The organism is Micromonospora sp. NPDC005553, assembly GCF_042871765.1.
Lineage (GTDB): Bacteria > Actinomycetota > Actinomycetes > Mycobacteriales > Micromonosporaceae > Micromonospora.
In genome coordinates this window covers 90,966-114,697 of record NZ_JBIAJD010000006.1, presented here as the reverse complement: position 1 = coordinate 114,697, position 23,732 = coordinate 90,966, and the positions used below count along the sequence as shown (strand labels likewise).

At 71.4% G+C, this 23,732-nt stretch carries 23 protein-coding genes; 8 read left to right on the top strand and 15 right to left on the bottom strand.

Annotated features, from left to right (window positions below; all coding sequences use genetic code 11):
• The first annotated feature begins 201 nt into the window (after nucleotides 1–201).
• Nucleotides 202–714 (top strand): Lrp/AsnC family transcriptional regulator, encoded by a 513-nt coding sequence (locus ACFYPG_RS24400; RefSeq protein WP_355005591.1) that lies wholly within the window; start codon nucleotides 202–204, stop codon nucleotides 712–714.
• On the opposite strand, the gene ACFYPG_RS24395 is transcribed toward ACFYPG_RS24400, so the two are convergent.
• Both ACFYPG_RS24395 and ACFYPG_RS24390 read right to left on the bottom strand, forming a co-directional pair.
• Nucleotides 693–902 carry a DUF397 domain-containing protein gene (locus ACFYPG_RS24395; RefSeq protein WP_355005592.1) on the bottom strand — a complete coding sequence of 70 codons (210 nt, stop codon included), beginning with the start codon at nucleotides 900–902 and terminating at the stop codon, nucleotides 693–695. The two genes, ACFYPG_RS24400 and ACFYPG_RS24395, sit on opposite strands and share 22 nt — an antisense overlap.
• Nucleotides 893–1,636, bottom strand: a complete 744-nt coding sequence (locus tag ACFYPG_RS24390) for a Scr1 family TA system antitoxin-like transcriptional regulator (protein ID WP_387354234.1) — start codon at nucleotides 1,634–1,636, stop codon at nucleotides 893–895. Before ACFYPG_RS24390 ends, ACFYPG_RS24395 begins: the two co-directional genes overlap by 10 nt.
• A 932-nt stretch (nucleotides 1,637–2,568) precedes the next feature.
• Between ACFYPG_RS24390 and ACFYPG_RS24385 the strand changes: the two genes are divergently transcribed.
• Entirely contained in the window at nucleotides 2,569–3,915 is a 1,347-nt protein-coding gene (locus ACFYPG_RS24385) for an aspartate aminotransferase family protein (RefSeq protein ID WP_355005593.1), read from the top strand.
• A 180-nt stretch (nucleotides 3,916–4,095) separates the two neighbouring features.
• Here ACFYPG_RS24385 and ACFYPG_RS24380 read toward each other — a convergent pair whose 3' ends face one another.
• Nucleotides 4,096–4,464 (bottom strand): DUF3499 domain-containing protein, encoded by a 369-nt coding sequence (locus ACFYPG_RS24380; RefSeq protein WP_238691079.1) that lies wholly within the window; start codon nucleotides 4,462–4,464, stop codon nucleotides 4,096–4,098.
• A 153-nt stretch (nucleotides 4,465–4,617) separates the two neighbouring features.
• Here ACFYPG_RS24380 and ACFYPG_RS24375 point away from each other — a divergent pair, with 153 nt between their 5' ends.
• Entirely contained in the window at nucleotides 4,618–5,067 is a 450-nt protein-coding gene (locus tag ACFYPG_RS24375; protein WP_355005594.1) for a metallopeptidase family protein, read from the top strand.
• A gap of 192 nt (nucleotides 5,068–5,259) precedes the next feature.
• On the opposite strand, the gene ACFYPG_RS24370 is transcribed toward ACFYPG_RS24375, so the two are convergent.
• From ACFYPG_RS24370 to ACFYPG_RS24345, 6 genes are all read right to left on the bottom strand, one after another.
• A complete protein-coding gene (locus ACFYPG_RS24370; protein WP_007455784.1) occupies nucleotides 5,260–5,517 on the bottom strand; it encodes a WhiB family transcriptional regulator in 258 nt (85 codons plus the stop codon).
• A gap of 459 nt (nucleotides 5,518–5,976) precedes the next feature.
• A complete protein-coding gene (locus ACFYPG_RS24365) occupies nucleotides 5,977–6,306 on the bottom strand; it encodes a phospholipase (protein WP_355005595.1) in 330 nt (109 codons plus the stop codon).
• Nucleotides 6,307–6,324: 18 nt separating this feature from the next.
• A complete protein-coding gene (locus ACFYPG_RS24360; RefSeq protein ID WP_387353989.1) occupies nucleotides 6,325–7,719 on the bottom strand; it encodes a DUF4331 domain-containing protein in 1,395 nt (464 codons plus the stop codon).
• Between the two features lie 51 nt (nucleotides 7,720–7,770).
• Complete coding sequence (locus ACFYPG_RS24355) at nucleotides 7,771–8,049, bottom strand: hypothetical protein (RefSeq protein ID WP_355005597.1); 279 nt, start codon at nucleotides 8,047–8,049, stop codon at nucleotides 7,771–7,773.
• A gap of 162 nt (nucleotides 8,050–8,211) precedes the next feature.
• A complete protein-coding gene (locus ACFYPG_RS24350; protein WP_387353988.1) occupies nucleotides 8,212–10,755 on the bottom strand; it encodes a bifunctional FO biosynthesis protein CofGH in 2,544 nt (847 codons plus the stop codon).
• A 285-nt stretch (nucleotides 10,756–11,040) separates the two neighbouring features.
• A complete protein-coding gene (locus ACFYPG_RS24345; protein WP_387353987.1) occupies nucleotides 11,041–12,069 on the bottom strand; it encodes a hypothetical protein in 1,029 nt (342 codons plus the stop codon).
• 97 nt (nucleotides 12,070–12,166) lie between these two features.
• Here ACFYPG_RS24345 and cofD point away from each other — a divergent pair, with 97 nt between their 5' ends.
• Entirely contained in the window at nucleotides 12,167–13,114 is a 948-nt protein-coding gene (gene cofD, locus ACFYPG_RS24340) for a 2-phospho-L-lactate transferase (protein ID WP_355005600.1), read from the top strand.
• Nucleotides 13,111–14,196, top strand: a complete 1,086-nt coding sequence (locus ACFYPG_RS24335; RefSeq protein ID WP_387353986.1) for a coenzyme F420-0:L-glutamate ligase — start codon at nucleotides 13,111–13,113, stop codon at nucleotides 14,194–14,196. The genes cofD and ACFYPG_RS24335 overlap by 4 nt, the downstream gene beginning before the upstream one ends.
• 32 nt (nucleotides 14,197–14,228) lie before the next feature.
• Here ACFYPG_RS24335 and ACFYPG_RS24330 read toward each other — a convergent pair whose 3' ends face one another.
• Both ACFYPG_RS24330 and ACFYPG_RS24325 read right to left on the bottom strand, forming a co-directional pair.
• On the bottom strand, nucleotides 14,229–15,221 hold the full coding sequence (locus tag ACFYPG_RS24330; RefSeq protein ID WP_387353985.1) for an ArsR/SmtB family transcription factor: 993 nt from the start codon (nucleotides 15,219–15,221) through the stop codon (nucleotides 14,229–14,231).
• 279 nt (nucleotides 15,222–15,500) lie between these two features.
• A complete protein-coding gene (locus ACFYPG_RS24325) occupies nucleotides 15,501–16,547 on the bottom strand; it encodes a hypothetical protein (protein ID WP_387353984.1) in 1,047 nt (348 codons plus the stop codon).
• 54 nt (nucleotides 16,548–16,601) lie between these two features.
• Between ACFYPG_RS24325 and ACFYPG_RS24320 the strand changes: the two genes are divergently transcribed.
• Complete coding sequence (locus ACFYPG_RS24320) at nucleotides 16,602–17,204, top strand: NUDIX hydrolase (protein ID WP_387354233.1); 603 nt, start codon at nucleotides 16,602–16,604, stop codon at nucleotides 17,202–17,204.
• Here the strand turns inward: ACFYPG_RS24320 and ACFYPG_RS24315 are convergent.
• On the bottom strand, nucleotides 17,173–18,264 hold the full coding sequence (locus tag ACFYPG_RS24315) for a mannose-1-phosphate guanylyltransferase (protein ID WP_387353983.1): 1,092 nt from the start codon (nucleotides 18,262–18,264) through the stop codon (nucleotides 17,173–17,175). The two genes, ACFYPG_RS24320 and ACFYPG_RS24315, sit on opposite strands and share 32 nt — an antisense overlap.
• A gap of 63 nt (nucleotides 18,265–18,327) precedes the next feature.
• Nucleotides 18,328–19,473, bottom strand: coding sequence for a glycosyltransferase family 1 protein (locus tag ACFYPG_RS24310; RefSeq protein ID WP_355005605.1), 1,146 nt, complete (start codon nucleotides 19,471–19,473; stop codon nucleotides 18,328–18,330).
• 154 nt (nucleotides 19,474–19,627) lie between these two features.
• Here ACFYPG_RS24310 and ACFYPG_RS24305 point away from each other — a divergent pair, with 154 nt between their 5' ends.
• A complete protein-coding gene (locus tag ACFYPG_RS24305; RefSeq protein WP_387353982.1) occupies nucleotides 19,628–20,317 on the top strand; it encodes a TIGR03089 family protein in 690 nt (229 codons plus the stop codon).
• 19 nt (nucleotides 20,318–20,336) lie between these two features.
• Here ACFYPG_RS24305 and ACFYPG_RS24300 read toward each other — a convergent pair whose 3' ends face one another.
• Together ACFYPG_RS24300 and ACFYPG_RS24295 are read right to left on the bottom strand one after the other, a co-directional pair.
• A complete protein-coding gene (locus tag ACFYPG_RS24300; protein ID WP_387353981.1) occupies nucleotides 20,337–22,334 on the bottom strand; it encodes an acetoacetate--CoA ligase in 1,998 nt (665 codons plus the stop codon).
• 143 nt (nucleotides 22,335–22,477) lie between these two features.
• Nucleotides 22,478–22,996 (bottom strand): hotdog domain-containing protein, encoded by a 519-nt coding sequence (locus tag ACFYPG_RS24295; protein ID WP_203125586.1) that lies wholly within the window; start codon nucleotides 22,994–22,996, stop codon nucleotides 22,478–22,480.
• 23 nt (nucleotides 22,997–23,019) lie between these two features.
• Between ACFYPG_RS24295 and ACFYPG_RS24290 the strand changes: the two genes are divergently transcribed.
• Nucleotides 23,020–23,691 (top strand): hypothetical protein, encoded by a 672-nt coding sequence (locus ACFYPG_RS24290; protein WP_387353980.1) that lies wholly within the window; start codon nucleotides 23,020–23,022, stop codon nucleotides 23,689–23,691.
• Nucleotides 23,692–23,732: the final 41 nt, after the last annotated feature.

The following is a 23,732-nucleotide window of genomic DNA, read 5'->3' as shown; positions in this document are numbered from 1 at the left end:
GGTCATCGTCGGCGGGCGGGACGGGGGAGGCACGCCGGCGGGAATGTCGGGAGGGTCAAGTGCCATGGACGACTGATCCTGACATGAGGTGACCTCCCTTACAAGGGATTCCGTTGCGGGAATAGCGATGCACGACGAAATACGCCAGACTACGCGGTGATACACGCGCGACATCACGATTCGGGACATGGGGAGCGGGCAATGACAAACCGGCAGCACGAGAACAGCAACGGGAGTCGACGCGTCGCTGTCCGTGAAGGCGCCAATCACGCTCTGCTGGATGACGTGGCCAAGCAGATCATCGAGCAGCTCCAGGAGGACGGCCGCCGCCCGTACGCGACGATCGGCAAGGCGGTCGGGCTGTCCGAGGCGGCGGTCCGCCAGCGGGTGCAGCGACTGCTCGACTCCGGCGTGATGCAGATCGTGGCGGTGACCGATCCGCTCCAGCTCGGCTTCAACCGGCAGGCGATGATCGGCCTACGCACCGACGGCGACCTGGAGGCGGTCGCGGACCGGCTGGCCGAGCTGGACGAGGTCGACTACGTGGTGATCACCGCCGGGTCGTTCGACCTGCTCACCGAGGTGGTCTGCCGCAACGACGACCACCTGCTGGAGATCCTGCAACGACTGCGCGCGGTGCCAGGGGTGATCTCCACCGAGGCGTTCGTCTACCTCAAGCTGCGCAAGCAGACCTACACCTGGGGTACGGCCTGACGCCCCGGTTTCACCATGCCGACGAACGACGCCCAGGCGGTCGGCGCGAAGGCCAGGGTGCCGCCGTCGCGGTCCTTGCTGTCACGCACCAGCACCCAACCGGGCAGGTTGTCGGCCACCTCGACGCAGTCGCCGCCGTTGTTGCTGCTGCGGGTCGCGGTGCGCCAGCGGGCGTCGGTCATGTCCATGTCGTGGCCACTTCCCTGATCAGCTCGATCGACCGGCGTTGGGGGAACGCCTCGCCGGTGACGCTCTCCCACCTGCGTCCCAGGCTAGCGACGTCGAGGGGATCGGTCACGACCTGACCGCGGAGCTGATTGTCGAGGTACGCCAATTCCGTCCCGTCGGGCAGCCGGCCCAGCACAAAAGGGCCGGCCAGCCCGGTGTGCCACGGGCTCTCGGCCGGAATGACCCGGACCTGCACGTGTTCCCACTCGGCCACTCTCGCGAGGTGGGCCAACTGGCCGGCCATCACGGCGCGGTCGCCGACCGACCGGCGCAGCACCACCTCGTCGATCACCGCCACGAGCTGCGGTGGAGCATCGCGGCACAGGACCGCCTGCCGTTCGAGACGGCCCGCCACGATCTGGTCCACCTCGGACGGTGCGACCAGGCCGCCGGTACCAAGGATCGCGCGGGCGTACCCCTCGGTCTGGAGCAGACCCGGCACGAGCAGCGGCTGGTAGGACCGGAGCGACGCGGCGTCCTGTTCCAGCTCGGCCCACGGCCGGAACCACGGCAGGTCACGACGGCGGAACGGCTCAGGCCAGAGATCGACCGCCTCCCGGCGCAGCACCTGAGCCACCGCCACCCGGGTACGCGGATGCGGAATGCGCCCAGAAGCGAGCCACCGCGCCGCCGTCTTCGGATCGACGCGAACCTTCTCGGCCAACGACTCGACAGTCTCCCCCGCCTCGGCCATCGCCACCCGCAACGCCTCGTTCGCCACTGGGCCCTCCCGCCGCTCATCCGTGCCCGCTTCCCCGTGCCGCTACTGCTCCCCGTGCCGCTCGTCCGCGCCGCTCGTCCGTGCCGCTCGTCTGTGCCGCTCGTCCGTTTCGCAGCTTCCTCTGGTCAGCAGACGGGCCGCTCGATACACGTCGCGGCGGACGTTAGTCACGCTGAGTGTCGATGTCTTCGCACTACCGGCGTGTTGCGGTGTGACGTGTTGGCGCGCATTCCGGACGCCCCCAGGCCGTCCCCGAAGTGCCCCACAAGCGTCCCGAAGGCCGCGCGTCCCCCGACCCAAGACCCACCCCTCCCGGCCTTCAGCCCTCGCCTCCCCGGCCCCGCGAGGCCCCCTCCCCCACGCTTGATCCACTCGACTTCACCGATACGGCGGTATCCACCACGTCCGGACACCGCGATTTCAGCGAACCGGTGTGGATCGATCCGGCGGCCGTGGGAGGCGCCACCACCGGGCGGGTCCTTTGGAGCTGATGTCGCAAACGATTCGGCGATCGACAGGGCGAACCCGGGAAGGCAACTGACCCGAACCAGGCCCAACCCCGACCGGCGGCCGTGATGCCCCAAGAGATCCGGCGATCCGCAGGGCAAACCGGAAGGACAACGGACACCGAACCAGGCCCCACCCCGATCGGCGGCCGTGATGTCGCAGACGATTCAGCTCCAAAGGCAGCCACCAGCACACCTCCGGCCCCTCCCGACCACCGATCGACCGACCAACAGTGGTGCGGATTCCGTTGCATCAGTGGCGCACGTGCGCTGAATCCGTCGCCAACTGACCGTGATACCGCCGATAACACTTGCCCCGGAGGTCTCGACTGTGCGATAACCGTTGGCAGAGCGGCCGGCCTCACCCCTTTGACCGGCCCGACGACCGATGGGGCTGACATGGCCAACGCCACCGACCACCTCTGGATGCACTTCACCCGGATGGCGAGCTACTCCGCCGGTGAGGTGCCGACCATCGTGCGCGGCGAGGGAGCGTACGTCTGGGACGCGCAGGGTCGCCGCTACCTGGACGGGCTCGCCGGGCTCTTCGTGGTCAACGCCGGCCACGGCCGCACCGAGCTGGCCGAGGCCGCCGCCAAGCAGGCCGGCGAGCTTGCCTACTTCCCGCTCTGGTCGTACGCGCACCCGAAGGCCGTCGAGCTGGCCGAAAGGATCGCCGCGCTCACCCCCGGCGACCTCAACCGGATCTTCTTCACCACCGGCGGCTCCGAGGCGGTCGAGGCGGCGTGGAAGTTGGCCCGCGCGTACTTCAAGCGCACCGGGAAGCCCAACAAGTACAAGGTGATCAGCCGCTACATCGCCTATCACGGCACCTCGATGGGCGCTCTGTCGATCACCGGCTTGCCCGGCATCAAGAGCGACTTCGAGCCACTGGTGCCGGGTGCGATCAAGGTGCCGAACACGAACTTCTACCGGGCGCCCGAGCACGGCGACGACCCCGAGGCGTTCGGCCGCTGGGCCGCCGACGAGATCGGACGGGCCATCGAGCGGGAAGGCCCGGACACTGTCGCCGCGGTCTTCCTTGAGCCGGTGCAGAACTCCGGCGGGTGCTTCCCACCGCCGCCCGGTTACTTCGAGCGGGTACGGGAGATCTGCGACGCGTACGACGTGCTGCTCGTCTCGGACGAGGTGATCTGCTCGTGGGGGCGGTTGGGCGAGTACTTCGGCGCGGTGCGCTACGGCTACCAGCCGGACATCATCACCACCGCCAAGGGCATCACCTCCGGCTACGCCCCGCTCGGTGCGATGATCGCCAGCGACCGGCTGATGGAACCGTTCCTCACCGAGACCGGCATGTTCGCCCACGGCGTGACCTTCGGTGGGCACCCGGTCTCCTGCGCGGTGGCGCTGGCCAACCTGGAGGTGTTCGCCCGCGAGGACCTGGTGGGGCACGTACGCGCCAACGAGGATGCCTTCCGCGCCACTCTGGAGAAGCTGCACGACCTGCCGATCGTCGGCGACGTGCGCGGCGACGGCTACTTCTACGGCATCGAACTGGTCAAGGACAAGACCACCCGGGAGACCTTCACCGAGGCCGAGTCGGAGCGCCTGCTGCGCGGCTTCCTTTCCACCGCCCTGTTCCAGGCGGGCCTCTACTGCCGGGCCGACGACCGGGGCGACCCCGTCATCCAGCTGGCCCCGCCCCTGATCGCGGAGCAGCAGCACTTCGACGAGATCGAGCAGATCCTCCGCACAGTCCTAACCCAAGCCTGGACCAAGCTCTAACCCCCACCCCCACCCCCACCCCCACCCCCACCCCCACTGCCGCCCCCGTTGATCATGAAGTTATTGCCACGACACGCCGAGGCGCGGGGCAATAACTTCATGATCAACGCCGGAAGGGGGCGCGGCCGGGCCGGCCGGGCCGGGCCGGGGGCGCGGCGGACTGGTGGGGCGCGCGGGGTTTTAGTGGTTGGGGGGGATTACGCGGAGGTGGCCTCGGCGGCCGGTCTGGTGGGGGTGCTCGGGACGGTTCTGGTCCGGCTCCGGGGGGCGGGGGGCCGGGCGGGCGGCTTCGCGGACCGCTTCGGCCAGCGCGACCAGGTCGTCCGTGGTCGGCGGCGGCGGTTCGAACTCGCCCTCGTGCCGGACGACGTCCCAGCCCCGCGGCGCGGTCAGGCTGCGGGCGTGCGGCTCGCACAGGTCGTACGTGTGCGGCTCGGCGAATGCCGCCAGCGGCCCCACCACCGCTGTCGACTCGTTGTAGACATAGGTCAATGTGGCGACCGCTTGCCGGGGGCAGCCGTTACGGGAGCAGCGCCGTGGTGACCTCACGTGCGGCAGGGTATCTCCATTACCGGGTCCGGCGCATCGCTTCGCGTTGCGACACGCCCGTCATGGTGATCACAGTCGAACGTTCTGGGCGCGCCGCGCCACGGGAGCGGCGCTGCCGCTGACCAGCCCGACACGGGCGCTACCCTTTGCCTCATGACGAGCCCGGAACACCGCCGCCCCGCCTCTGGCCGGCGTGGGCATCGTGACCGGCACGGGCGCGGCCTGCGTGGGCGGCTGGTTCCGGCCACTGTGCCGCTGGCGCGGACCAAGGCCGAGGTCTTCGACGACCTGGTCCTGGACACCGTCGAGACGCTGGAGCGTCGGTTCGCCAAGGAGCTGGCCGGGGTCGAGTTCGCTGTCGAGGACGTCCCGCCGGACTTGAACGTCTACGACTCGGACGTGCTGGAGGATGGCGAGGTCCCGTTGGCCCGGCTGCTGCCCGGCCGCCCGGGCCGGCAGGAGGTGCCGCCGCGGATCGTGCTGTACCGGCGGCCCCTGGAGTTCCGGGCGATGGACCGTGAGGACCTCGCCGATCTCGTCCATGACGTGATCATCGAACAGGTGGCGAACCTTCTCGGGGTGGATCCGGACGAGCTCGCCTGAGCCGAGCCCAACCGCCGACCGCGCGGGAAGCGGGCGGTCGGGCGGCCCCCGCCGCCCCGACCTCAGGCCGCCCCCCGGCAGCCCGCCCCGACCCTCACACCGCTGAGGCAACCTTCGCCTCGACTCCCGAACCACGCAGGCGTCCCCAACCACGCAGGCCCCTCACAACACGCAGGCAGCCCCGCGCACCGCTCAGGCGGCCCGCCGCTTCAACTTGCGCCGCTCCCGCTCGGAGAGCCCACCCCAGATGCCAAACCGCTCGTCGTGACCCAGTGCGTATTCGAGGCACTCGGTCTTGACCTCGCAACGCGAGCAGATCCGCTTCGCCTCGCGGGTCGAGCCGCCCTTCTCGGGAAAGAACGCCTCGGGGTCGGTCTGCGAGCACAACGCCCGCTCCTGCCACTCCGGCGCGTTTCCGAGCAGGTCGGCCACCTCAAGCTGGCCGTCCATCAAATGCCTCCTTGTCGCGCACCGGCGTCATCGCCGCTGCAACCCCCCACGCGAAAGGCGTGCTTGTCCGTCCGGTCCCGTTTTGTTGCGTTCCGCGCGAACAACCCCATTCAAATTACACGCGTGTAATGCGTGCGCCGTCAAGCCAAACTTGATAATGGAGTCGCCCTCCCGACACCCCCGGTCGGCCACTCGGGCCGTCCAGCCTCGCAACCTGCCCTATCGATTCAGACCCCGGCCGAGTAACGCCCTCTCCGGCGAGTTGCCCGACTTTTCTGCCGTGGCGCTTCTCCGACGAGTCGCTGAGCGGCCGGCACCAGAGACCGTCACCCCTAAGCTGATCTTGAATGGGGGACAGGTTAACGCGGTGCGGCGCAGACCGCCCGTCGAGCTGCGGACAGCACTCGCGCCCCGTCCACAATGTGGACGGGGCGCGGTGGTGAAACAGGTGCGTCGAGGTCAGCCGGCTGCCCCAAAACCGCTGCTCGGCCAGACAAACTCGGCCACCGCTCCACCATGGACGGTGATGGTGCCGGCAGACGTATGATCATCCCACCAGACGGTATAGATCCCGCTCGGCAGATCGGGATAGACCGCGCTGTGGAACGAGCCGTCGCGCACCAGGCGCTCACGCACCGCCGAGTGGACCCGCCGGTCGTCGTCGCGGCTGATCTCGATCTCCCGGCCGTGCAGATCCCGACCCGTGTAGACGATCAGGGCACCGGTGTCGCCGCCCAGATCGAGGACGACGGTCCCCGTCTCCGTCGGCCCGTACGCGTGCTCGTGCATTTGTGCTCCCCGCCCCGGTCAGGACGCCGCCGACGGGTTGTTGAACCCGTCGTACGGCGTACCCAGGTAGGGGAAGTTTCCGAGGAACGGCGCTGTCACGTCGGCGGCGCTCAGCCCCGGGGTGACCGCGGCGGCCGCCGCGTCCGGGCGGAACGTCTTGTCCACCAACGGGACGGTGACCCCGGCGATGGCCCGCAGGGCGATGCTGACCACGTCGTCGCCGACCCGCCGCCCGTTCGGGAACCCGGCCAGGTCGCCGCCGAGCACCCCGAACCGGTCCGGGCGCCTGGTCGGCGGGATCGCGGTGTTCAGTCGCAGCATGTCGGCCTGCACATCACCTGTGGTGTTGGTGAAGCCGTCGATCAGCCCGGCCGGCACGCCGGTGAGCAGGATCGCCACCAGGTCGGCCCGGGCCTTCTTCGCCTTGGTGAGCTTGTCCAGGTTGGGAAAGACGTCCGGGTAGAGCGCCGGCAGCAACGCGGCCAGCTCGGGCTGCTCGACGAACTGGGCGAACCGCTTGTCCTCCGACGGCGGCAGCGAATTCCACAGGTCCTTCTTGGACATCGGCACGATGACCTCGTTGAACAGGGGATTGCCCAACCGCGAGACCTGGGTGAACGGGCCGGTGCTGGTGTCCGCCGCGCCCCGGTCGCCGAGCACCCGCACCTGCCGGCGCGACGCCGACGTCCACACCCCGATCACCGACGCCCGATCCGCGGCACCGTAGCGGTTGGCGCGCCGACGAACCCGCTCCAACGGCACCTGCACGGCGATGCTGTGCACGTTCATCCGGTCGGTGGCGTTGACCGGCTCCCCCTCGGCCTTGAAGATCTTCTTCCCCGCGACGTGCAGTTGCTGGAACGGCCGCAGCGTGCCGAGGTCGAAGATCGCCCCGAGGTCGACGAAGAACCCGTCGGCGCGCTGCCCGGCGAAGACCCGCTCCCCAGTGGAGAGCGAGAAGGTGGCCTGCCGCACCAGGTCGGCGTACGTCGGCGTGGACAGCGGACCGACGTTGCACGGCGGGCACTGCAGCTTGTGCGCCAGCCGGTGCTCGCGGCCGTCGGCCACCCGGGTCAGGCTGTAGAACTGCCGCCGGTTCCAGTTCTTGCTGTCCAGCGAATCGATCGGACCGGTGTTGTAGAGAAAACTGTTCGGGTTGGTGATCTCGGTGGTGAATTCGAACCGGTAGGTGACATCCGGGCGACCGTCACCGTCGTTGTCGATATGGATCTCGTAGCGCACGTCGTCGCCGAACTCGAAGAAGTTCGGCCCCCCGGAGGGGAGCTGCAACGGCACGTAGTTGGCGATCAACGTGACCGTGTCGCGTTTGTCGGGGCTGACGAACGCGTACAGGTCGGAGCTGTCGGCGACCGGATCCTTGGCTATCTCCGGGGCCTCGCGGTGGGAAGACATGACGGACCAACCTCACTGGGCGGGGACAGGATGGCGGGGCAGAAGGTCGGGTCAGCGCCGGGCGGCGCGCCGCAGCCGGTCCGCCAGGCCGCGGTCGCGTACCTCGATGCGCCTCTCACCGACGAAGACGTCCATCGTTCCGGAGTCGGCGTCACGCAGGTGCACGACGATCGGCTCGTCGGCTCGTCCGGCCGCTCCGGGGGCGTTCTGCGCGGCCGACAGGCCCGGCACTGTGAGCGCGGCGGCACCGAGGGTGGCGCTCGCCGCGGCGGTCAACGTCTGCCGGCGGGTCAGTCGCGGCCACTGCCGCTTCCGCTGATCACTGGTCATGGGCAACCTTTCCGGCGGTGGCGCGAACGCGCCCGCGGAGACGGACGGGTCCGGTGCCGTCTCGCGACGCCGCCGGGCCCCTGAGGGGACACCGGCGGCGGTCCTCGCCGCGACCGCCACCGGCATCGCGTGGTACGGCCGGTGGCGGGGAAAGGTTCGACGTCAGGGCCGGGCGTGACCGTACGCAGTCGACCGCTTGCGCGCCGGACGACCGGCGGCCTTCGCGATGGCCCGCAACTGCTCCTCGGTACGCGCCGAACCGTTGTCGGAGCCCGCCATCCGGGAGATGGTCTCCTCCATCAGCGTGCCGCCCAGGTCGTTGCAGCCGCCCTGAAGCATCGCGACGGTGCCCTCGTCGCCGAGCTTCACCCAGGAGCACTGGATGTTGTCGATCCGGCCGTGCAGCAGCAGCCGGGACATGGCGTGCACCACCCGGTTCTCCCGCCACGTCGGCCCCGGGCGGGCGATACCCGCCAGATAGATCGGAGCATTCGTGTGCACGAACGGCAGCGCCACGAACTCGGTGAACCCGCCGGTGCGGTCCTGCACCCCGGCCAGCACCCGGAAGTGCGCCAGCCACTGCCCGGGGTGGTCGACGTGGCCGTACATCATCGTGGAGCTGGACCGGATGCCCAGCTCGTGGGCGGTGCTGACCACCTCGACCCAGGCGGCGGCCGGGAGTTTGCCCTTGGTCAGCACCCAGCGCACGTCGTCGTCGAGGATCTCGGCGGCGGTGCCCGGAATGGTGTCCAGCCCGGCCTCGCGCAGCTGGAGCAGCCACTCACGGACCGGCACCCCGGCCTTCGCGGCGGCGGTGACGATCTCCATGGGCGAGAACGCGTGCACATGCATCTCGGGCACCCGGGCCTTGATCGCACGCACGATGTCGGCGTACCCGGTGACCGGCATCTTCGGGTCGATGCCGCCCTGGAGGCACACCTCGCTGGCACCGGCGGCCCACGCCTGCTCCGCCCGGTCCGCGACCTGCTCGACGGAGAGCCGGTACGCGTCGGCGTCCCGCTCACGCTGCGCGAACGCACAGAAGCGGCAGCCCACGTAGCAGACGTTGCTGAAGTTGATGTTGCGGTTGACCACGTAGGTGACATCGTCGCCGACCGCCGCACGGCGCACGTCGTCGGCGAGGCGGCACAGCTCGTCGAGCGCCGGCCCGTCCGCGCCGAACAGCGCCAGCGCGGCATCGGTGTGCGCGGGGTCGAGCAGCGCCGCCGGGTCGTCGGCGGCGAGCCGCAACCCGGCCGCCAGGTCACGGTCCGCGCCGACCCCGGCCGACACCGGGGGTACGCCCGCCCGGCGGGCGGTCGCCTCCGGGGTGACCTTGCCAGCGACCTCGGACCAGTCGCCGTAGACGCTGTCGAAGTCGCCGCGCCGGTCGTCGGTGCGGCCGGTGGTGTCGATGGTGGCGTGCAGGTCGACCCGCCCGCCGAACACCTCCTCCGGCTCCTGCCACGGTCGTCCCTGCGGCATCGCCGACTCGACCGCCATGCCCGTCGACGGATCGGCCAGGGCGCCGACGTGCGGCAGCAGCCGAGGATCGAGCCACGGGTCACCCGCGCGCACGTACTCCGGGTAGATCGTCAACCGCTCCCGCAGCGTGAACCCCGCCAGCTCGGTGTGCCGGGCCAACTCGTCGATCTGCGGCCAGGGGCGCTCCGGGTTGACGTGGTCGGGGGTGAGCGGGGAGACGCCACCCCAGTCGTCGATGCCGGCGCGCAGCAGCAGGTCGTACTCGCCGGCGATGAGGTTCGGCGGGGCCTGGATCCGGGCCTTCGGGCCAAGCAGCAGCCGGGCCACCGCCACCGTGGCGGCCAGATCGTGCAGCTCCGCGTCCGGCATGCCGCGCATCGCCGTGTCCGGCTTGGCGCGGAAGTTCTGCACGATCACCTCCTGGAGGTGGCCGTACTCCCGGTGGACGCGGCGGATCGCGAAGAGCGCGTCCACCCGCTCCCCCGGGGTCTCCCCGATGCCGATCAGGATGCCGGTGGTGAACGGCACCCCGATCCGGCCCGCGTCCTCGAGCACCCGCAACCGGACCGCCGGCTCCTTGTCCGGCGAGCCGAAGTGCGGGCCACCCGGCTCGGACCACAGCCGCGTCGCGGTCGTCTCCAGCATCATGCCCATGCTCGGCGCGACCGGCTTGAGCCGTTGCAGCTCCGACCAGGACAGCACCCCGGGGTTGAGGTGCGGCAGCAGGCCGGTCTCCTCCAACACCGCCACCGCACAGGCCCGCAGGTAGTCGAGTGTCGAGTCGTAACCGCGTTCGTCCAACCAGGTCCGCGCCGCCGGCCAACGCTCCTCCGGCCGGTCACCCAGGGTGAACAGCGCCTCCTTGCAACCCTGCGCGGCACCGGCCCGGGCGATCGCGAGGACCTCGTCGCGGTCCAGGAACGGCGCCGGCAACCGGTGCGGCACCGTCGCGAAGGTGCAGTAGTGGCACCGGTCCCGGCAGAGCCGCGTCAGCGGGATGAAGACCTTCTTGGAGTACGTGACCACACCTGGCCGTCCGGCGTCCCGCAGCCCGGCGTCGCGGACTCCCCCGGCGAGCCGGAGCAGCTCGTCCAGCGCGTCGCCACGAGCGGACAGCAGCGCTGTCGCCTCGTCGAGATCCAGCGCCCGCCCGTTCGCGGCCCGGCCCAGGGCCCGCCGCACGCTCGCATCGCTCGGGCCGGAGTGGGTGCGATCAACCATCCACTCACCCTATGCGCAGCCCGACGCCACCCAACCAGTCCCCACCGAGCCCCGCCCCATGCCGTGCTCCGTGCCCGGTCGCAGCCTCCCGCGCGGTGCGCCCCGTCGATCAAGGAGTTGTGGTGGGTGACAAAGTGCCTCGTAGAACGCGAATCCGGCACCACAACTCCATGATCGACGGAGTTGTGGTGCCGGAGCCTCGCGATCTTGCAGTTTGTGTCCCGACTTAAGGGATATCTCGCTCGTTTCGACTACCGAAAGTGCAAGATCGGCGCAGTCTTCGCGTCAGCGGGGTTGGTCGGGGTGGTCGTTGGGCTTGATGTGTTGGGTGCGGTCGTTGTCCGGGTCGGTGGGGTGGGAGATGACCTCGGTCGGGTCGGCGGACTGGCGCGGGATCGCCTGAGTGGGGTCGGCCGACGGCGGCTGCCCGAACGGCGGCACGGCCGGGGACGGCGGCGCTGACTGGGGGGCGGGGTTCGCCTGCGGGGCGGGGTTCGCCTGGGGCGCGGACTGCGGCGCCTGGAACGGCGGGGCCGACTGCGGGTGCGGCGGGGCCGACTGCGGGAACGGCGGGGCCGACTGCGGGGCCTGGAACGGTGGCGACTGCTGGCCGTACTGGCCGGCCTGCGGGTAACCAGCCTGCGGGTAACCAGCCTGCGGGTAACCACCACCCGGCTGGCCAGCCTGCGGGTAGCCGCCGCCGGGCTGGCCGGGAGCGGGCCAGCCACCCTGCGGCTGGCCGCCGGGCTGACCCGGGGTCGGCCAACCGCCCTGCTGCTGCGGCCAGCCCGGCTGGGGCTGGCCGTAGACGCCTGACTGCGGCTTGGCTCGCGGCACGTAGTAGTGGGCGCGCCAGATGGTGTAGACCACCCAGGCGGCGATCGCGAAGATCACCATCCAGGCGAACCGGGTGAGCACACCGAGCAGCGCGTCGAGCACCTCGGCCTCGGCCAGCCGGCCCACCGTCCAGATCAGCATGGTCAGCGTGCCGAACAGTGCGCTTACCGCGTACTCGACGAGAGCTGCCTGCGTGATCAGCTTCGCCTTCGCCAACACCGGCGAGATGTGCGTGGCCAGCAGCACCGCCAGCAGCGGGAGGCCCACCGCCTCCACCCCGACGAACGCGTAGAAGGCACTACCCGCGCGGTCGGTGAAGGAGCTGTAGTCGTTCGGGGCGATGAGCCGGAGCAGGCCCACGAAGAGGAACACGGCGTTGGCGCCGAGCAGCGCGAGCGCGGCGAGCTCCCGTAGTGGCTTGGTCAGCTGGCGGGCCTGCGTCGCGTCGGCGGACGCGGGCTCGGCGGGGCTGGTCACGAGCTCCCCCTCGGGGCATCAACGGACAGGTGACCGTGAGCCTAGTCTCCCGGGCCACCCGCCGATCGGAGGCGTCACGTGCGCGAGGATGGTCGACATGCGCATCGTGGTTCTGGCCGGCGGCATCGGCGGCGCCCGGTTCCTGCTCGGCGTCCGGGCGTACGCCCGTGACGTCGGCGCTGAGGTGACCGCCGTTGTCAACGTCGGCGACGACCTGTGGTTACACGGGTTGAAGATCTGCCCCGACCTGGACAGCGTCATGTACACCCTCGGCGGGGGCGCCGACCCGGAACGGGGTTGGGGTCGGGTCGGCGAGAGCTGGACGGTCAAACAGGAGTTGGCCGCGTACGGGGCGGAGCCGACCTGGTTCGGCCTCGGCGACAAGGACATCGCCACCCACCTGGTCCGCAGCACCATGCTCAACGGCGGTTATCCGTTGAGCGCGGTCACCGAGGCGCTGGCCAGCCGCTGGGAGCCGGGCGTACGCCTGTTGCCGGCGACGGACGATCGCCTGGAGACCCATGCCGTGGTGGAGGACGACCAGGGTCAGCGGGCGATCCACTTTCAGGAGTGGTGGGTGCGGTACCGCGCCGACATCCTCACGCACCGTTTCGTGTTCGTGGGCGCGGAGACGGCGAAGCCGGCACCGGGGGTGCTGGACGCGATCGCCTCGGCCGACCTGGTGCTGATCGCGCCGAGCAACCCGGTGGTGAGCGTCGCGCCGGTGCTGGCCGTACCGGGGCTGCGTGCGGCGGTGGCGGACGGCCCGGCGCCGGTGGTGGGTGTCTCCCCGATCATCGGCGGCGCGCCGGTGCGGGGGATGGCCGACCGTTGCCTGGCCGTGCTCGGTGCGGAGTGCAGCGCGGCGGGGGTGGGTCGGCTCTACGGCGGCCGGGCGAGCGGCGGCCTGCTCGACGGTTGGCTGGTGGCCGAGGAGGACGCGGGCACCGTGGTGCCCGAGGTGACGGTCCGCGCGGTGCCGCTGCGGATGACCGACGAGGCGGCGACGGCGGCCATGGTCCGCGCCGCGGTGGAGTTGACGTGAGGCTGGAGATTCTGCCGGTGCTCGGCATCGGTCACGTGACCGAGGGTGACGATCTGGCTGCGGTGATTGCGACTGCCGCGCCGTGGCTGCGCAACGGCGACGTGCTGGTGGTAACCAGCAAGATCGTTTCCAAGGCGGAGGGGCGGCTCGTCGACGTGCCGGCGGACGGGCCGGAACGGCTGGCCGCCCGGGACGAGGTCCTGGACGGTGAGACCGCCCGGGTGGTGGCCAGTCGGGGGGCGACCCGGATCGTGCAGACCCACCACGGCTTCGTCATGGCCTCGGCCGGGATCGACGCGTCGAACGTGGACAAGACCCAACTTGTGCTGCTGCCTGTCGACCCGGACGCCTCGGCGCGGGCTCTTCGGGACGCGCTTCGGGAGCGCTACGACCTGGACCTGGCCGTGATCATCAGCGACACGATGGGCCGGCCCTGGCGCAACGGGCTCACCGACGTGGCGCTCGGGGTGGCCGGCATGACGGCGATCCGGGACCACCGGGGCGAGGTCGACCCGTACGGCAACGAGTTGCAGTTGACCCAGATGGCCGTGGTGGACGAGCTGGCGGGTGCCGGCGAACTGATCAAGGGCAAGTGCGATCAGGTCCCCGTCGCTGTGGTGCGGGGCTATCTGCCGGCCAGCAACCCGGACGACGCCGGTGGCGCGCGGGCGCTGATCCGCGACGCGGCACAGGACCTGTTCTCGCTCGGTACCGCCGAAGCCCGCGCCGCCGGGCTCTCCGACGCCGCCACCCTGACCGACGGTCCGGGCCCGACGCCGGCGGACCTGACCGCGGTGCGACGGGCGATCGACGCGGTCGCCGGGGTGGTCGCCCCCGGCACGGTCTTCACACTGGTCGACGAGGCCGAGGTACGCGCCGGTCTGGTCGCCGAGATGCCCGGGTGGCCGGACGGCGCCGACCTGGTGCTCGGCTCGGCCCCGACGCCCGTCGAGCCGTTCGGTCTGGTCCGCTTCGGCGCCGACCTGCACCGGCTGCGCGTCGCCCTGGCCGCCCAGGGTGTCGGGTCGACACTGTTGCCGCCGCCGCCCGGCAGCCCGGCGAGCGCCGCGCTCGCCCTGTAGAACCGCCCCTAAGGCCTGTGCGAACGGCCGGGTCACGCGTCCAGCATGGCCCGGCCCAGCGGGGTCAACGTGTGCAGCACGCTGTTGCGTTCGCGGTGGCTGACCAGCAGACCGGCGTTGCGCAGGACTGTGGCGTGCTGGCTCGCCGCCGCCGGTGAGATGTTGAGCTGGCGGGCGACCTCCCCGGTGGTGCAGCCCTCGTCGCTGGCCTGCAACACCGCCGCCCGGGTGCGGCCCAGCAGCGCGGCGAGTGATTCGCGGGCAGCACCGGACGCGACGTCGGCGTCGGCGGAGACCAGTGCGCCCAGCCGGTCCACCGGGTAGACCAGCACCGGTGGCAGCGCCGGGTCGAGCAGTGCGACTGGGGTTGCAGCGCAGAAGAACGACGGCACCAGCAGCAGCCCACGGCCGTCCAGGTGCAGCTCCCTGCTGTGCGGGTAGCTGTGGACCTCCAGAACCCCGCTCTCCCAGCGCATCGTCGGCCGGAGGCTGGCGAGCAGGCCCTCGACGCCGCCGTCGAGCAGCGCCCGCGCCCGCCGCGTGCGGTCCGCCGCAACCGCGGCCTGGATCCGGCCCCAGTACGGGCTGATCGCCAGCGACCGGTACTGCTCCATCGACTCGGCGAGGTGGTGCAGCGCCGACACCTCACCGCGAGCGAGCGCTGCCGCGGAGGAGGGCAGCTGGTTCTCGGCGGCCAGCACGCTCAGGTCCCGGTGCAGCAACTCGGCGGGGGTCCGGCGGAGCGCGTCCAGCCCGGCCTCGAAGCCCTCGACGCTGGCGTACGGGGTGAGGAAGTCGGGGAAGTAGCCACGCGGCGGGTTCAGCGCGAAGAGCAGGCGGAGTTGCTCGGAGGCGGAGTCCTGGCGCAGATCCCGGGCCACGCTGCGCCGCCAGTTGGCGGTCAGCGGATCGCGGGTGCGGCCGCGCAGCACGTGCAGGCTGAGGACCAGCTCCCAGACCGGGTCCGCCGCCGGCGCCACCCGGGTCCGGAGGATGTCCTCCCCGGAAAAGTGGATCTTCAGCATGGAGCGCTCCTGTGTCGCCGACAGGGGGATGCCGGATGACCGTTCGACTCTACCTGGCCGGCAGTAATCTCCATCTTTAAGCCTGGACTGAAAAACCTCGACGCCTCCGGGGCCGGTTAGGCATGCTTCCCATGCCCGAACACGGCGCCGTGCGTCCTTGACGCCCGTGCTGCCGGGGCGCCGGGACCGGGGAGGCCCCGGTGATCGGACGGCACCACGAGGGTCTGCGGCCCTTGCTCCGCGGAGGTGCCGTCCGGTCATCCGCCCCCCGGTGCCGGCTCAGCCGACCCAGAGCGCGACCCGATGGTCCTCGTCCGTGACGTAGAACGACCGTCCGTCCAGCTCCGCCACGCCCTCGACGTGGTGAAACGGGGCCAGGTCCGCCACCTGCTCCCCGACGAGCCGCCGCCCGTCGCCGGCCTCGCCACCGGTGAGCCGGAAGCGGACGTGCCGGGAGGTGACCGCACCCCCACCCGGATGGTCGTCGAGCAGGACCGACCCCTTGCCCAGCGCGTCGATCGAGCCGATCACGGCCGCGTACCCGCCGTCCGCCGTCGGGGTGATCGCGCGGAAGCCGGTCAGCTGCCCCGGCGCGGTGACTCCGGTCAGCACGTACGCGCCCAACGCCCGCGGCCAGGCCCGCTCGGCCGTGAACATGCCCGGCACACCGGCCACCTCGACCAGGATCGGCTCACCGGCGTCGGTGACCGGAAAGCGCAGCCCGAGCAGCACCGTCCCGGCCGGGGTGAACGCCGCAGCCTCCACGTTCAACGGCAGGTCGTCCGGGGCCAACCGGCTCACCCAGCTCTTCTCCCGGACGGTCCCCCGAGCCAGCGTCTCCACGATGAACCGCTCCCGCACCCGCTCCCCCGCCGGCAGGAGGGTCAGCGGCGCCGCGGCGAGAGCGTCGTTCACCGCCCGGTGCAGGCGAAACGAGTTGCGTACCACGTGCACCGGCACCGGCCCGGCCGCGGCGTCGTCCTCGCGGAACCGGGCCACGAAGGCGCGCCGAGGGCGCAGCGGGCCTGCCTTCGAGCCGAAGTGGGAGCCGAACACGTACACCCAGCCGTCGTGGTGGGCGAGCGCCTCACCGTCCTCGGTCCGCCCGTTCTCCACACCGGCATCCGCCGGCACGTGCAGGGCCGTCCACTCCCCGTCGTCGCGCTCCAGCAGCAGCGCGAGGCAGCGCTCCACCGGCCCCTCGTCCAGCACCGTCCAGAAGCCCCGCCGGGCACCGTACGCGCGCAGCAGCGCCGCCGACCGCACCGGCAACAGATCGCTGGCCTCGTTACCGGCCACCACGAATTCGACGAGTCGCAGGGTCACCGAGCCAGCGTACGGAGCACACGCTCGTACAGTGGCGGGGTGCCCGACACCGTGATGACCGGCCCGACCGCCCAGCCGACCGACCCTGAGACGTACCAGGCGCTGCACGCCGACGCCAGCGCGTTGCTGGAGGGCTGGCAGCCCACCAGCCCGGACGCGGCCAGCGCGCGGGACCGGACGCTGGCGCTGCTCGCCGCCGGCCCGGTCGCGATGAGCCGGCAGCACATCCCCGGGCACATCACCGCGAGCACGCTGGTGCTGGACGCCACCGGCTCCCGGGTGCTGCTCTGCCTGCACGTCAAGTTCGGGCGTTGGGTGCAGCTCGGCGGGCACTGCGAGCCGACCGACCAGACCCTGGTCGGCGCGGCGCTCCGCGAGGCGACCGAGGAGTCCGGGATCGCCGGCCTTCGCATCGACCCGGTGCCGATCGACGTGGACGTGCACCAGGTGCAGTGTCAGGGCGGCTCGGCGCACTACGACGTCCGGTTCGCGGTGATCGCCCCGCCCTCGGCCGTGGAGCAGGTCAGCGACGAGGCCGAGGAGCTGGGCTGGTTCCCACCGGACCAGCTGCCCGAGCCACTGGCCGGCGGGACCGCACAACTGGTCGCACCGGCCCTCGCCGCTCTCAGACGTAGCCCTCTTCGCCTCGCCCCTTGAGCTCGTCGACGAGGCCCTTGACGTCCTGCGCCCGGTCGCGCGGGCAGACCAGCACCGCGTCCGGGGTGTCCACCACGATCAGGTCGCGCAGACCGAGCACGGCCACCAACCGACCCGACTGCGGGACGACCACGAGGTTGCTGCTGTCCCGCAGCAGCACGCCCGGCTTGGCCTCCGAGCCGAGCACCACGTTGCCCGCGTCGTCGGCCGACAGCACGTCGCCGAGGGTGTGGAAGTCACCGACGTCGTTCCAACCGAAGTCGCCCGGCACCGTCGCGACCCGACCCGTCGTGGCCGCACCCTCCATCACCGCGTAGTCGACGGAGATCTTCGGCAGGGTCGGCCAGATCGCGCCCAGGACGTCGTCCTGCTCCGGGGTGCCCCAGGCGGCGGCGATCGCGGCGACGCCGGCGTGCAGCGCCGGCTGCTGGCGGGCCAGCTCGGCGAGGAAGACGTCCACCCGCCACACGAACATGCTCGCGTTCCACAGGTGCCGGCCCGAACGGACGTACGCCTCGGCCACCTCGGCGGCCGGCTTCTCCTTGAACTCGGTCACCGGCCGCCACGGCACACCCTCGGTCGGATCGCCGGTCTCCAGGTAGCCGTAGCCGGTCTCCGCACGGGTCGGAGTGATCCCGACGGTCATCAGCATGCCCTGCTGGGCCCCGTGGACCGCCTCCTGGACCGTGCAGACCCAGCTGTCCGGGTCGCGGATCAGGTGGTCGGCCGCGAAGCTGCCCATCACCGCGTTCGGGTCACGTGCCGCGATGACCGCGGCGGCCAACGCGATCGCCGCGCAGGAATCCCGGGGGGAGGGCTCGACCAGGATGTTCTCCTCCGGCAGCACGGCCAGCTGCCGTGCCACCGCCGTGACGTGCGCGGCACCGGTGACCACGAGGATCCGATCCGGTGTGGTCAGCGGCGCGAGCCGTTCGACCGTCGCCTGGAGCAGTGAGGCGCTGGTGCCGGTCAGCGGGTGGAGGAACTTGGGATGGCCGGCGCGGGACAGCGGCCACAACCTCGTGCCACTGCCACCTGCCGGAATGACCGCATAAAGCATCCGCACATCATGCCCGACGTACCTGCCCAAAGTGGCACGGGTCACCCGCAGTGGTGCGGAGGGTCAGGAGCGGGCGCGACTCCACGCGGAGATGTGCACCTCGGCGCTGGACTCCCAGGTGAACTCCTTGGCCCTGTCGAACCCCGCCTTCGCCAGCGACAACCGTCGCTGCTCGTCGTCGAGCAGGGCGGCCAGGTCGATGCTGATCTGCTCCGGGTCCTCCGAGGTGTACGCGACCGCGTCGCCGCCCACCTCGGGCAGCGAGAGCCGGGGCGTGGTCAGCACCGGGGCGGCGCACGCCATCGCCTCCAGGATCGGCAGCCCGAACCCCTCGCCGTAGGACGGGTACGCGGCGACCAGGGCACCGCCGAGGAAACCTGGCAGGTCGCCGTAGCGGAGGTAGCCGGGGCGCAGCAGACGCAGGTGCGACGGCACCTCGGCCACCGCCCGGTCGATGTCCTCGTCGTGCCCCTGCCCACCGGCGATCACCAGGGCCGGCGGGTCGACCCGGTCGGCCACCGCCCGCGCCCACCCACGGATCAGGTTGGGCACGTTCTTCCGAGGCTCCTTGGCACCGAGGAAGGCGACGTAGCTGCTGTTGCCCAGCCCCAGGCGCGCTCGCACCCGAGCCTTCTCCTCCTCGGTGGGAGCGTGGAAGGCAGCCTGGTCGACGCCGTGGTAGGCCACGTCGATCCGCGTCGGGTCGGCGTCGAGCAATCGGATCAGCTCGTCCCGGGTGGCCTTGCTGGGCACGATCACCCGGTTGGCGCGGCGCAACGAGGTCTTGATGGCGCTGCGGAAGAACGTGCGGCGCGACTTGTCGTAATGCTCCGGCTCGGTGAAGAACGTCGCATCGTGCACGGTGACCGTGACCGGACATCCGGCCCGCAGCGGGCAGGTGTAGAAGGGCGAGTGCAGCACCTCTGCGCCGACCTGCTGGGCGAGCAGCGGCAGGCCGGTCTGCTCCCAGGCGAGCCGGGCCGGGCGGTGCGCCACGGCGGCCGGGGCCGGGATGATCTCCGCGCCGGGCAGCATGCGGGTGTACCGCTCAAGATCGGTGCGGAGACTGACCACCGCCAGCTCCACCCCCGACCCGCACACCTTGCCGAGGGCGCCGAGCAGACCGTCGACGTATCGACCGACACCACCACGGTCGGTGGGGACACTCGTGGCGTCGATGAGCACGCGGGGCGGGCGACCGGCGGTCACGGGGCGACTCCTTGTACTGGCGAGACTGTGGGGAACAACACTCCGGGGGTAAAGCCTACGCCGGGGCGCGGGGCCGACGCTGACTGCGACCCGACGGTACGCCGACTTGTCATCGTCATCGAGTACGGCCCGCACTGGCGTATCGTTCGCGCCGATGGCCGACAACATTGCCCGGGTGTTCGCCGACGCGATCGCGTCCGACCCGACCCGACCGCTGCTCACCTGGTACGACGACGCCACCGGCGACCGCACCGAACTCTCCGGCGTCACGGTGGCGAACTGGGTGGCGAAGACCGCCAACCTCCTCGTCGACGAGGTCGGCCTCGCGCCGGGCACCCCGGCCGGCGTGGTGCTGCCGCCACACTGGCAGACCGCGGCGGTGTTGCTGGCCTGCTGGTCGGCCAAGCTGAGCGTCGTCGACACGCCGGGCGAGGTGGGGGTGCTCTTCGCCGCCGCCGACAGGTTCGACGAGGCGCAGTCCTGGTCCGCCGACGAGCGGTACGCCCTCGGGTTGGCCCCGCTCGCCGCCCCACTTCGACAGGTGCCGCCCGGATTCGCCGACTACGTCGTCGAGGTACGCGGACACGGTGACCACTTCACGCCGCAGTCCGGCCCTGGCCCCACCGACGCGCACCTGCTGAGCCGCGCCGAGGCCCGCGCCACCGAGTTGGGCATCCTCCCCGGCGCCCGGGTCCTCATCGACGCCGCCCGGCACCCCGACCCGGTCGACTGGCTGCTGGCCCCGCTGGCCCGGGCCGCCACAGTGGTCCTCTGCGCCAACCAGGACCCCGCCCGCCTACCCGCCCGGCTGACCGCGGAAAAAGTCACGCACTCCCTCTCCTGACCACACCCCGCCCCGCGGGTCAGGACGTCGTGCGGGCCTGAGCGAGGGCCGCGAAGGCGGTCAGGGACTCGGGGTTGACGAGGGCACCCTTCGCGGCGGCCTGGTCGACCGGGGTGCCGGTGAGGATCTTCTTGACCGGCACCTCCAGCTTCTTCGCCGAGAGGGTGCGGGGCACCGAACGCACCTGGTGGATCTCGTCGGGCACGTGCCGGGGTGAGAGCGCCGTGCGCAGTTCACGGCAGATCTTCGCGCGCATCGGGTCGTCCAGCTCCAGACCCTCGGCCAGCACCACGAAGAGCAGCAGCTCACCGGCGCCGCCCTCGTCGTCCTCCAGGTGCACGACGACCGAGTCGACGACCTCGTCGAGCCCTTCCACCACCGAGTAGAACTCGGCGGTACCGAGACGCACCCCACCACGGTTGAGGGTGGCGTCGGAGCGGCCGGTGATCACGCAGCCACCCCGCTCGTTGATGGTGATCCAGTCACCGTGTCGCCAGACGCCCGGGTAGACGTCGAAGTACGCCTCCGCGTAACGGGTGCCGTCCGGGTCGTTCCAGAAGCCCACCGGCATGCTCGGCATCGGTTCGGTGATCACCAGCTCGCCGAGTTCACCGATGACCGGTGTGCCGTCGGCGGAACGGGCCTCCACCTTGGCGCCCAACGCCCGGCAGGCGATCTCACCGGCGTACACCGGCAGCAGCGGCACCCCGCCGACGAAACCGGTGCACACGTCGGTGCCACCGGAGAGCGACTGGAGTTGGACGTGGTCGCTGACGGTCTCGTACACCCAGCGGAAGCCCTCGGCGGGCAGCGGCGCCCCGGTGGAACCCACGCCGCGCAGCGCCGACAGGTCGGCGACCTCCCGGGGGACCAAACCGGCCTTACGGCAGGCCAGCAGGTACGGCGCGGAGGTGCCGAAGTACGTCGTCCCGGTCTCCGCCGCCAGCCGCCACAGTGCGCCCAGGTCAGGCTCGGCCGGCCGGCCGGGTTCCGCCCGCACCCCCGGGTTGCCGTCGAAGAGCACGATGGCCGCCCCCACCGCCGGGCCGGAGACCAGGAAGTTCCACATCATCCAGCCGGTGGTGGTGAACCAGAAGAACCGGTCGGCCGGGCCCAGATCGTGGTGCAGGGCGAGCATCTTCAGGTGCTCCAGCAGGATGCCGCCGTGGCCGTGCACGATCGGCTTCGGCAGGCCGGTGGTGCCCGACGAGTACAGCACGTAGAGCGGGTGGTCGAACGGCACCGGCGTGAACGTCGACGGCTCGTCGGTGGGTGCGGCCAGCTCGGCCCAGCCCAGCGCGCCCTCGGGTGCGGGGCCCGTCGGGTCGAGGTAGCCGATGCTGACGGTGTGGCGCAGCGACGGCAGGGCGGCCCGGATCGCGGCGACCTCGGCACGCCGGTCCACCGGCTTGTCGCCGTACCGGTAGCCGTCCACGGCGACCAGCACCGTCGGTTCGATCTGCTGCCAACGGTCGGTGACGCTCCGGGTGCCGAACTCGGGCGCGCAGGACGAGAAGATCGCGCCCAGGCTGGCGGTGGCCAGCAGCAGGACGTACGTCTCGGCGATGTTCGGGGCGTACGCCGCCACCCGGTCACCGGCGGTGACGCCGAGCCGGCGCAGCCCGGCCGACACCCGGCGGACCTGCTCGCGCAACTCTCCAGCGGTGAGCGTGACCGGCGGGCGGGTCTGCCCGTGCGCGATCACCACCGGGTCGTCGTCGGCCCGCCCCGGCATCCGCAGCACGTTCTCCGCGTAGTTGAGCGTGGCGTCGGGGAACCAACGGGCGCCGGGCATCCCCCGCTCGGCGAGGGTGGCGCTCGGCGGTGTGTGCGCGATCACCTCGAAGTGGTCCCAGATCGAGCGCCAGAACCCGTCCAGGTCGGTGGTGGACCAGCGCCACAGCGCGTCGTAGTCGGCGAAGTCCAACCCGCGGTGCTCCCGCAGCCAGCGCAGGTAGGCACCGATCCGGGACCGCTCGCGTACGTCCGCCGGCGGCGTCCACAGCATGTCACCCACTGCTCCACCCTCCCCCTGGCCCGACACGACACTGTGACTGGGCCGTGGCGCCATCTTGCCCTACCTCGAAGCGCCATTCTGCGCACCGGGTGGGCCAACCGACGCGTGCCCGTCCCACACTGCGACCCGCCACCTCATGTGGGTCAGCCGGCGCGGTGGGCCTGGATGGCGCGGCGGCGGGCCAGCCGGTGCGCTCGGCGGATCTCCGCCTCCTTGTACCGGCGCTCGTCCTCCGCCGTCTCGGGCAGCACCGGGCGGACCGCCCGCGGCGCCCCACCCACGTCCACGCCGACGAACACCAGGTACGCGGTGGCGACCCGGACCGGCGCGTCCTCGGCCGAGTCCCACCGCTCGGCGACCACCCGCACGCCCACCTCCATCGAGGTCTGGCCGGTCCAGTTCACCTGGGCGTGCGCGTGCACCAGGTCGCCGACCCGGACCGCCTCGGAGAAGACGATCTCGTCGATCGCCGCGGTCACCGCGGTCCCTCCGCTGTGTCGGGCGGCAGCCGCCCCGGCCACGTCGTCGACGAACTTCATCAGGACCCCGCCGTGCACGGTGCCGTACAGGTTGACGTCCACCGCGGTCATGATCTTGCTGAGAGTGACGCGGGAGTACGACGTCGGCTTGCCGGTTGGAGGGGCGGAGAGGTGCTCAGTCATGTCGAAAACGGTACGGTGCGCGGATGCGACATCTCTGGAGCTTCCTCGCCGGGCTGGTGGTGGCGCCCATCACCTGGGTGCTGGTCACACTGGGGCAGGACGGGTCGAGCCGGACGGTCGACCGCTGGGTGGAGATCGGCACGTTCAACACCGCCAACCTGATCGAGCCGGCCGTGTACCTCGGTGTCGGCGGTGTCCTGCTGGGCCTGCTCGGCACGCTGCGCTTCTCGCCACTGGGCCCGTTGGTGGCCGGTGCACTGCTGGTCACCCCGTACATCGGGATGTTCGTGGCGCCCTTCTCGGTGCGCGACGCCATCCCGCACGAGTGGAAGGTGTTCGGCGATCCTCTGCCGCTGCGACTGCCCGTGGAGAACGGCACGCTCTTCCTGCTCGGCCTGCTGCTGCTGATGGCGACCTTCAGTCAACAGCGTTGGCGGCAGTGGCCGAGCCCGTCGACCGAACCGACCGTGGCACCCACCCCGGCGTCGGACGGAGGCCCCCGCGACGACGACTTCACGTTGACCGACTGGACGCCTCCCGCGCCCACGGAGCGCGACACCGCGCCCCTCACTCTGGGTTACCCGGCCGACTCGACATCGACCGAGCCGCTGCCCCGCCGGGTGGGTGGCGAATCACCCTGGTCCGCCCCACCGCGCGGCCAACCGCGCCCCGAGGACACCACCGAGATCCGCTGATCGCCGGGGCGGGCCGGGTGACCGGCCCGCCCTCCGTCTCT

Excerpts from the sequence above, each read along its gene's own strand:
- ACFYPG_RS24400 (WP_355005591.1), top strand. The coding sequence starts at position 202 with ATGACAAACCGGCAGCACGAGAACAGCAACGGGAGTCGACGCGTCGCT.
- ACFYPG_RS24395 (WP_355005592.1), bottom strand. The coding sequence starts at position 902 with ATGGACATGACCGACGCCCGCTGGCGCACCGCGACCCGCAGCAGCAAC.
- ACFYPG_RS24390 (WP_387354234.1), bottom strand. The coding sequence starts at position 1,636 with ATGGCCGAGGCGGGGGAGACTGTCGAGTCGTTGGCCGAGAAGGTTCGC.
- ACFYPG_RS24385 (WP_355005593.1), top strand. The coding sequence starts at position 2,569 with ATGGCCAACGCCACCGACCACCTCTGGATGCACTTCACCCGGATGGCG.
- ACFYPG_RS24375 (WP_355005594.1), top strand. The coding sequence starts at position 4,618 with ATGACGAGCCCGGAACACCGCCGCCCCGCCTCTGGCCGGCGTGGGCAT.
- ACFYPG_RS24370 (WP_007455784.1), bottom strand. The coding sequence starts at position 5,517 with ATGGACGGCCAGCTTGAGGTGGCCGACCTGCTCGGAAACGCGCCGGAG.
- ACFYPG_RS24365 (WP_355005595.1), bottom strand. The coding sequence starts at position 6,306 with ATGCACGAGCACGCGTACGGGCCGACGGAGACGGGGACCGTCGTCCTC.
- ACFYPG_RS24360 (WP_387353989.1), bottom strand. The coding sequence starts at position 7,719 with ATGTCTTCCCACCGCGAGGCCCCGGAGATAGCCAAGGATCCGGTCGCC.
- ACFYPG_RS24355 (WP_355005597.1), bottom strand. The coding sequence starts at position 8,049 with ATGACCAGTGATCAGCGGAAGCGGCAGTGGCCGCGACTGACCCGCCGG.
- ACFYPG_RS24350 (WP_387353988.1), bottom strand. The coding sequence starts at position 10,755 with ATGGTTGATCGCACCCACTCCGGCCCGAGCGATGCGAGCGTGCGGCGG.
- cofD (WP_355005600.1), top strand. The coding sequence starts at position 12,167 with ATGCGCATCGTGGTTCTGGCCGGCGGCATCGGCGGCGCCCGGTTCCTG.
- ACFYPG_RS24330 (WP_387353985.1), bottom strand. The coding sequence starts at position 15,221 with ATGCTGAAGATCCACTTTTCCGGGGAGGACATCCTCCGGACCCGGGTG.
- ACFYPG_RS24320 (WP_387354233.1), top strand. The coding sequence starts at position 16,602 with ATGACCGGCCCGACCGCCCAGCCGACCGACCCTGAGACGTACCAGGCG.
- ACFYPG_RS24315 (WP_387353983.1), bottom strand. The coding sequence starts at position 18,264 with ATGCTTTATGCGGTCATTCCGGCAGGTGGCAGTGGCACGAGGTTGTGG.
- ACFYPG_RS24305 (WP_387353982.1), top strand. The coding sequence starts at position 19,628 with ATGGCCGACAACATTGCCCGGGTGTTCGCCGACGCGATCGCGTCCGAC.
- ACFYPG_RS24295 (WP_203125586.1), bottom strand. The coding sequence starts at position 22,996 with ATGACTGAGCACCTCTCCGCCCCTCCAACCGGCAAGCCGACGTCGTAC.
- ACFYPG_RS24290 (WP_387353980.1), top strand. The coding sequence starts at position 23,020 with ATGCGACATCTCTGGAGCTTCCTCGCCGGGCTGGTGGTGGCGCCCATC.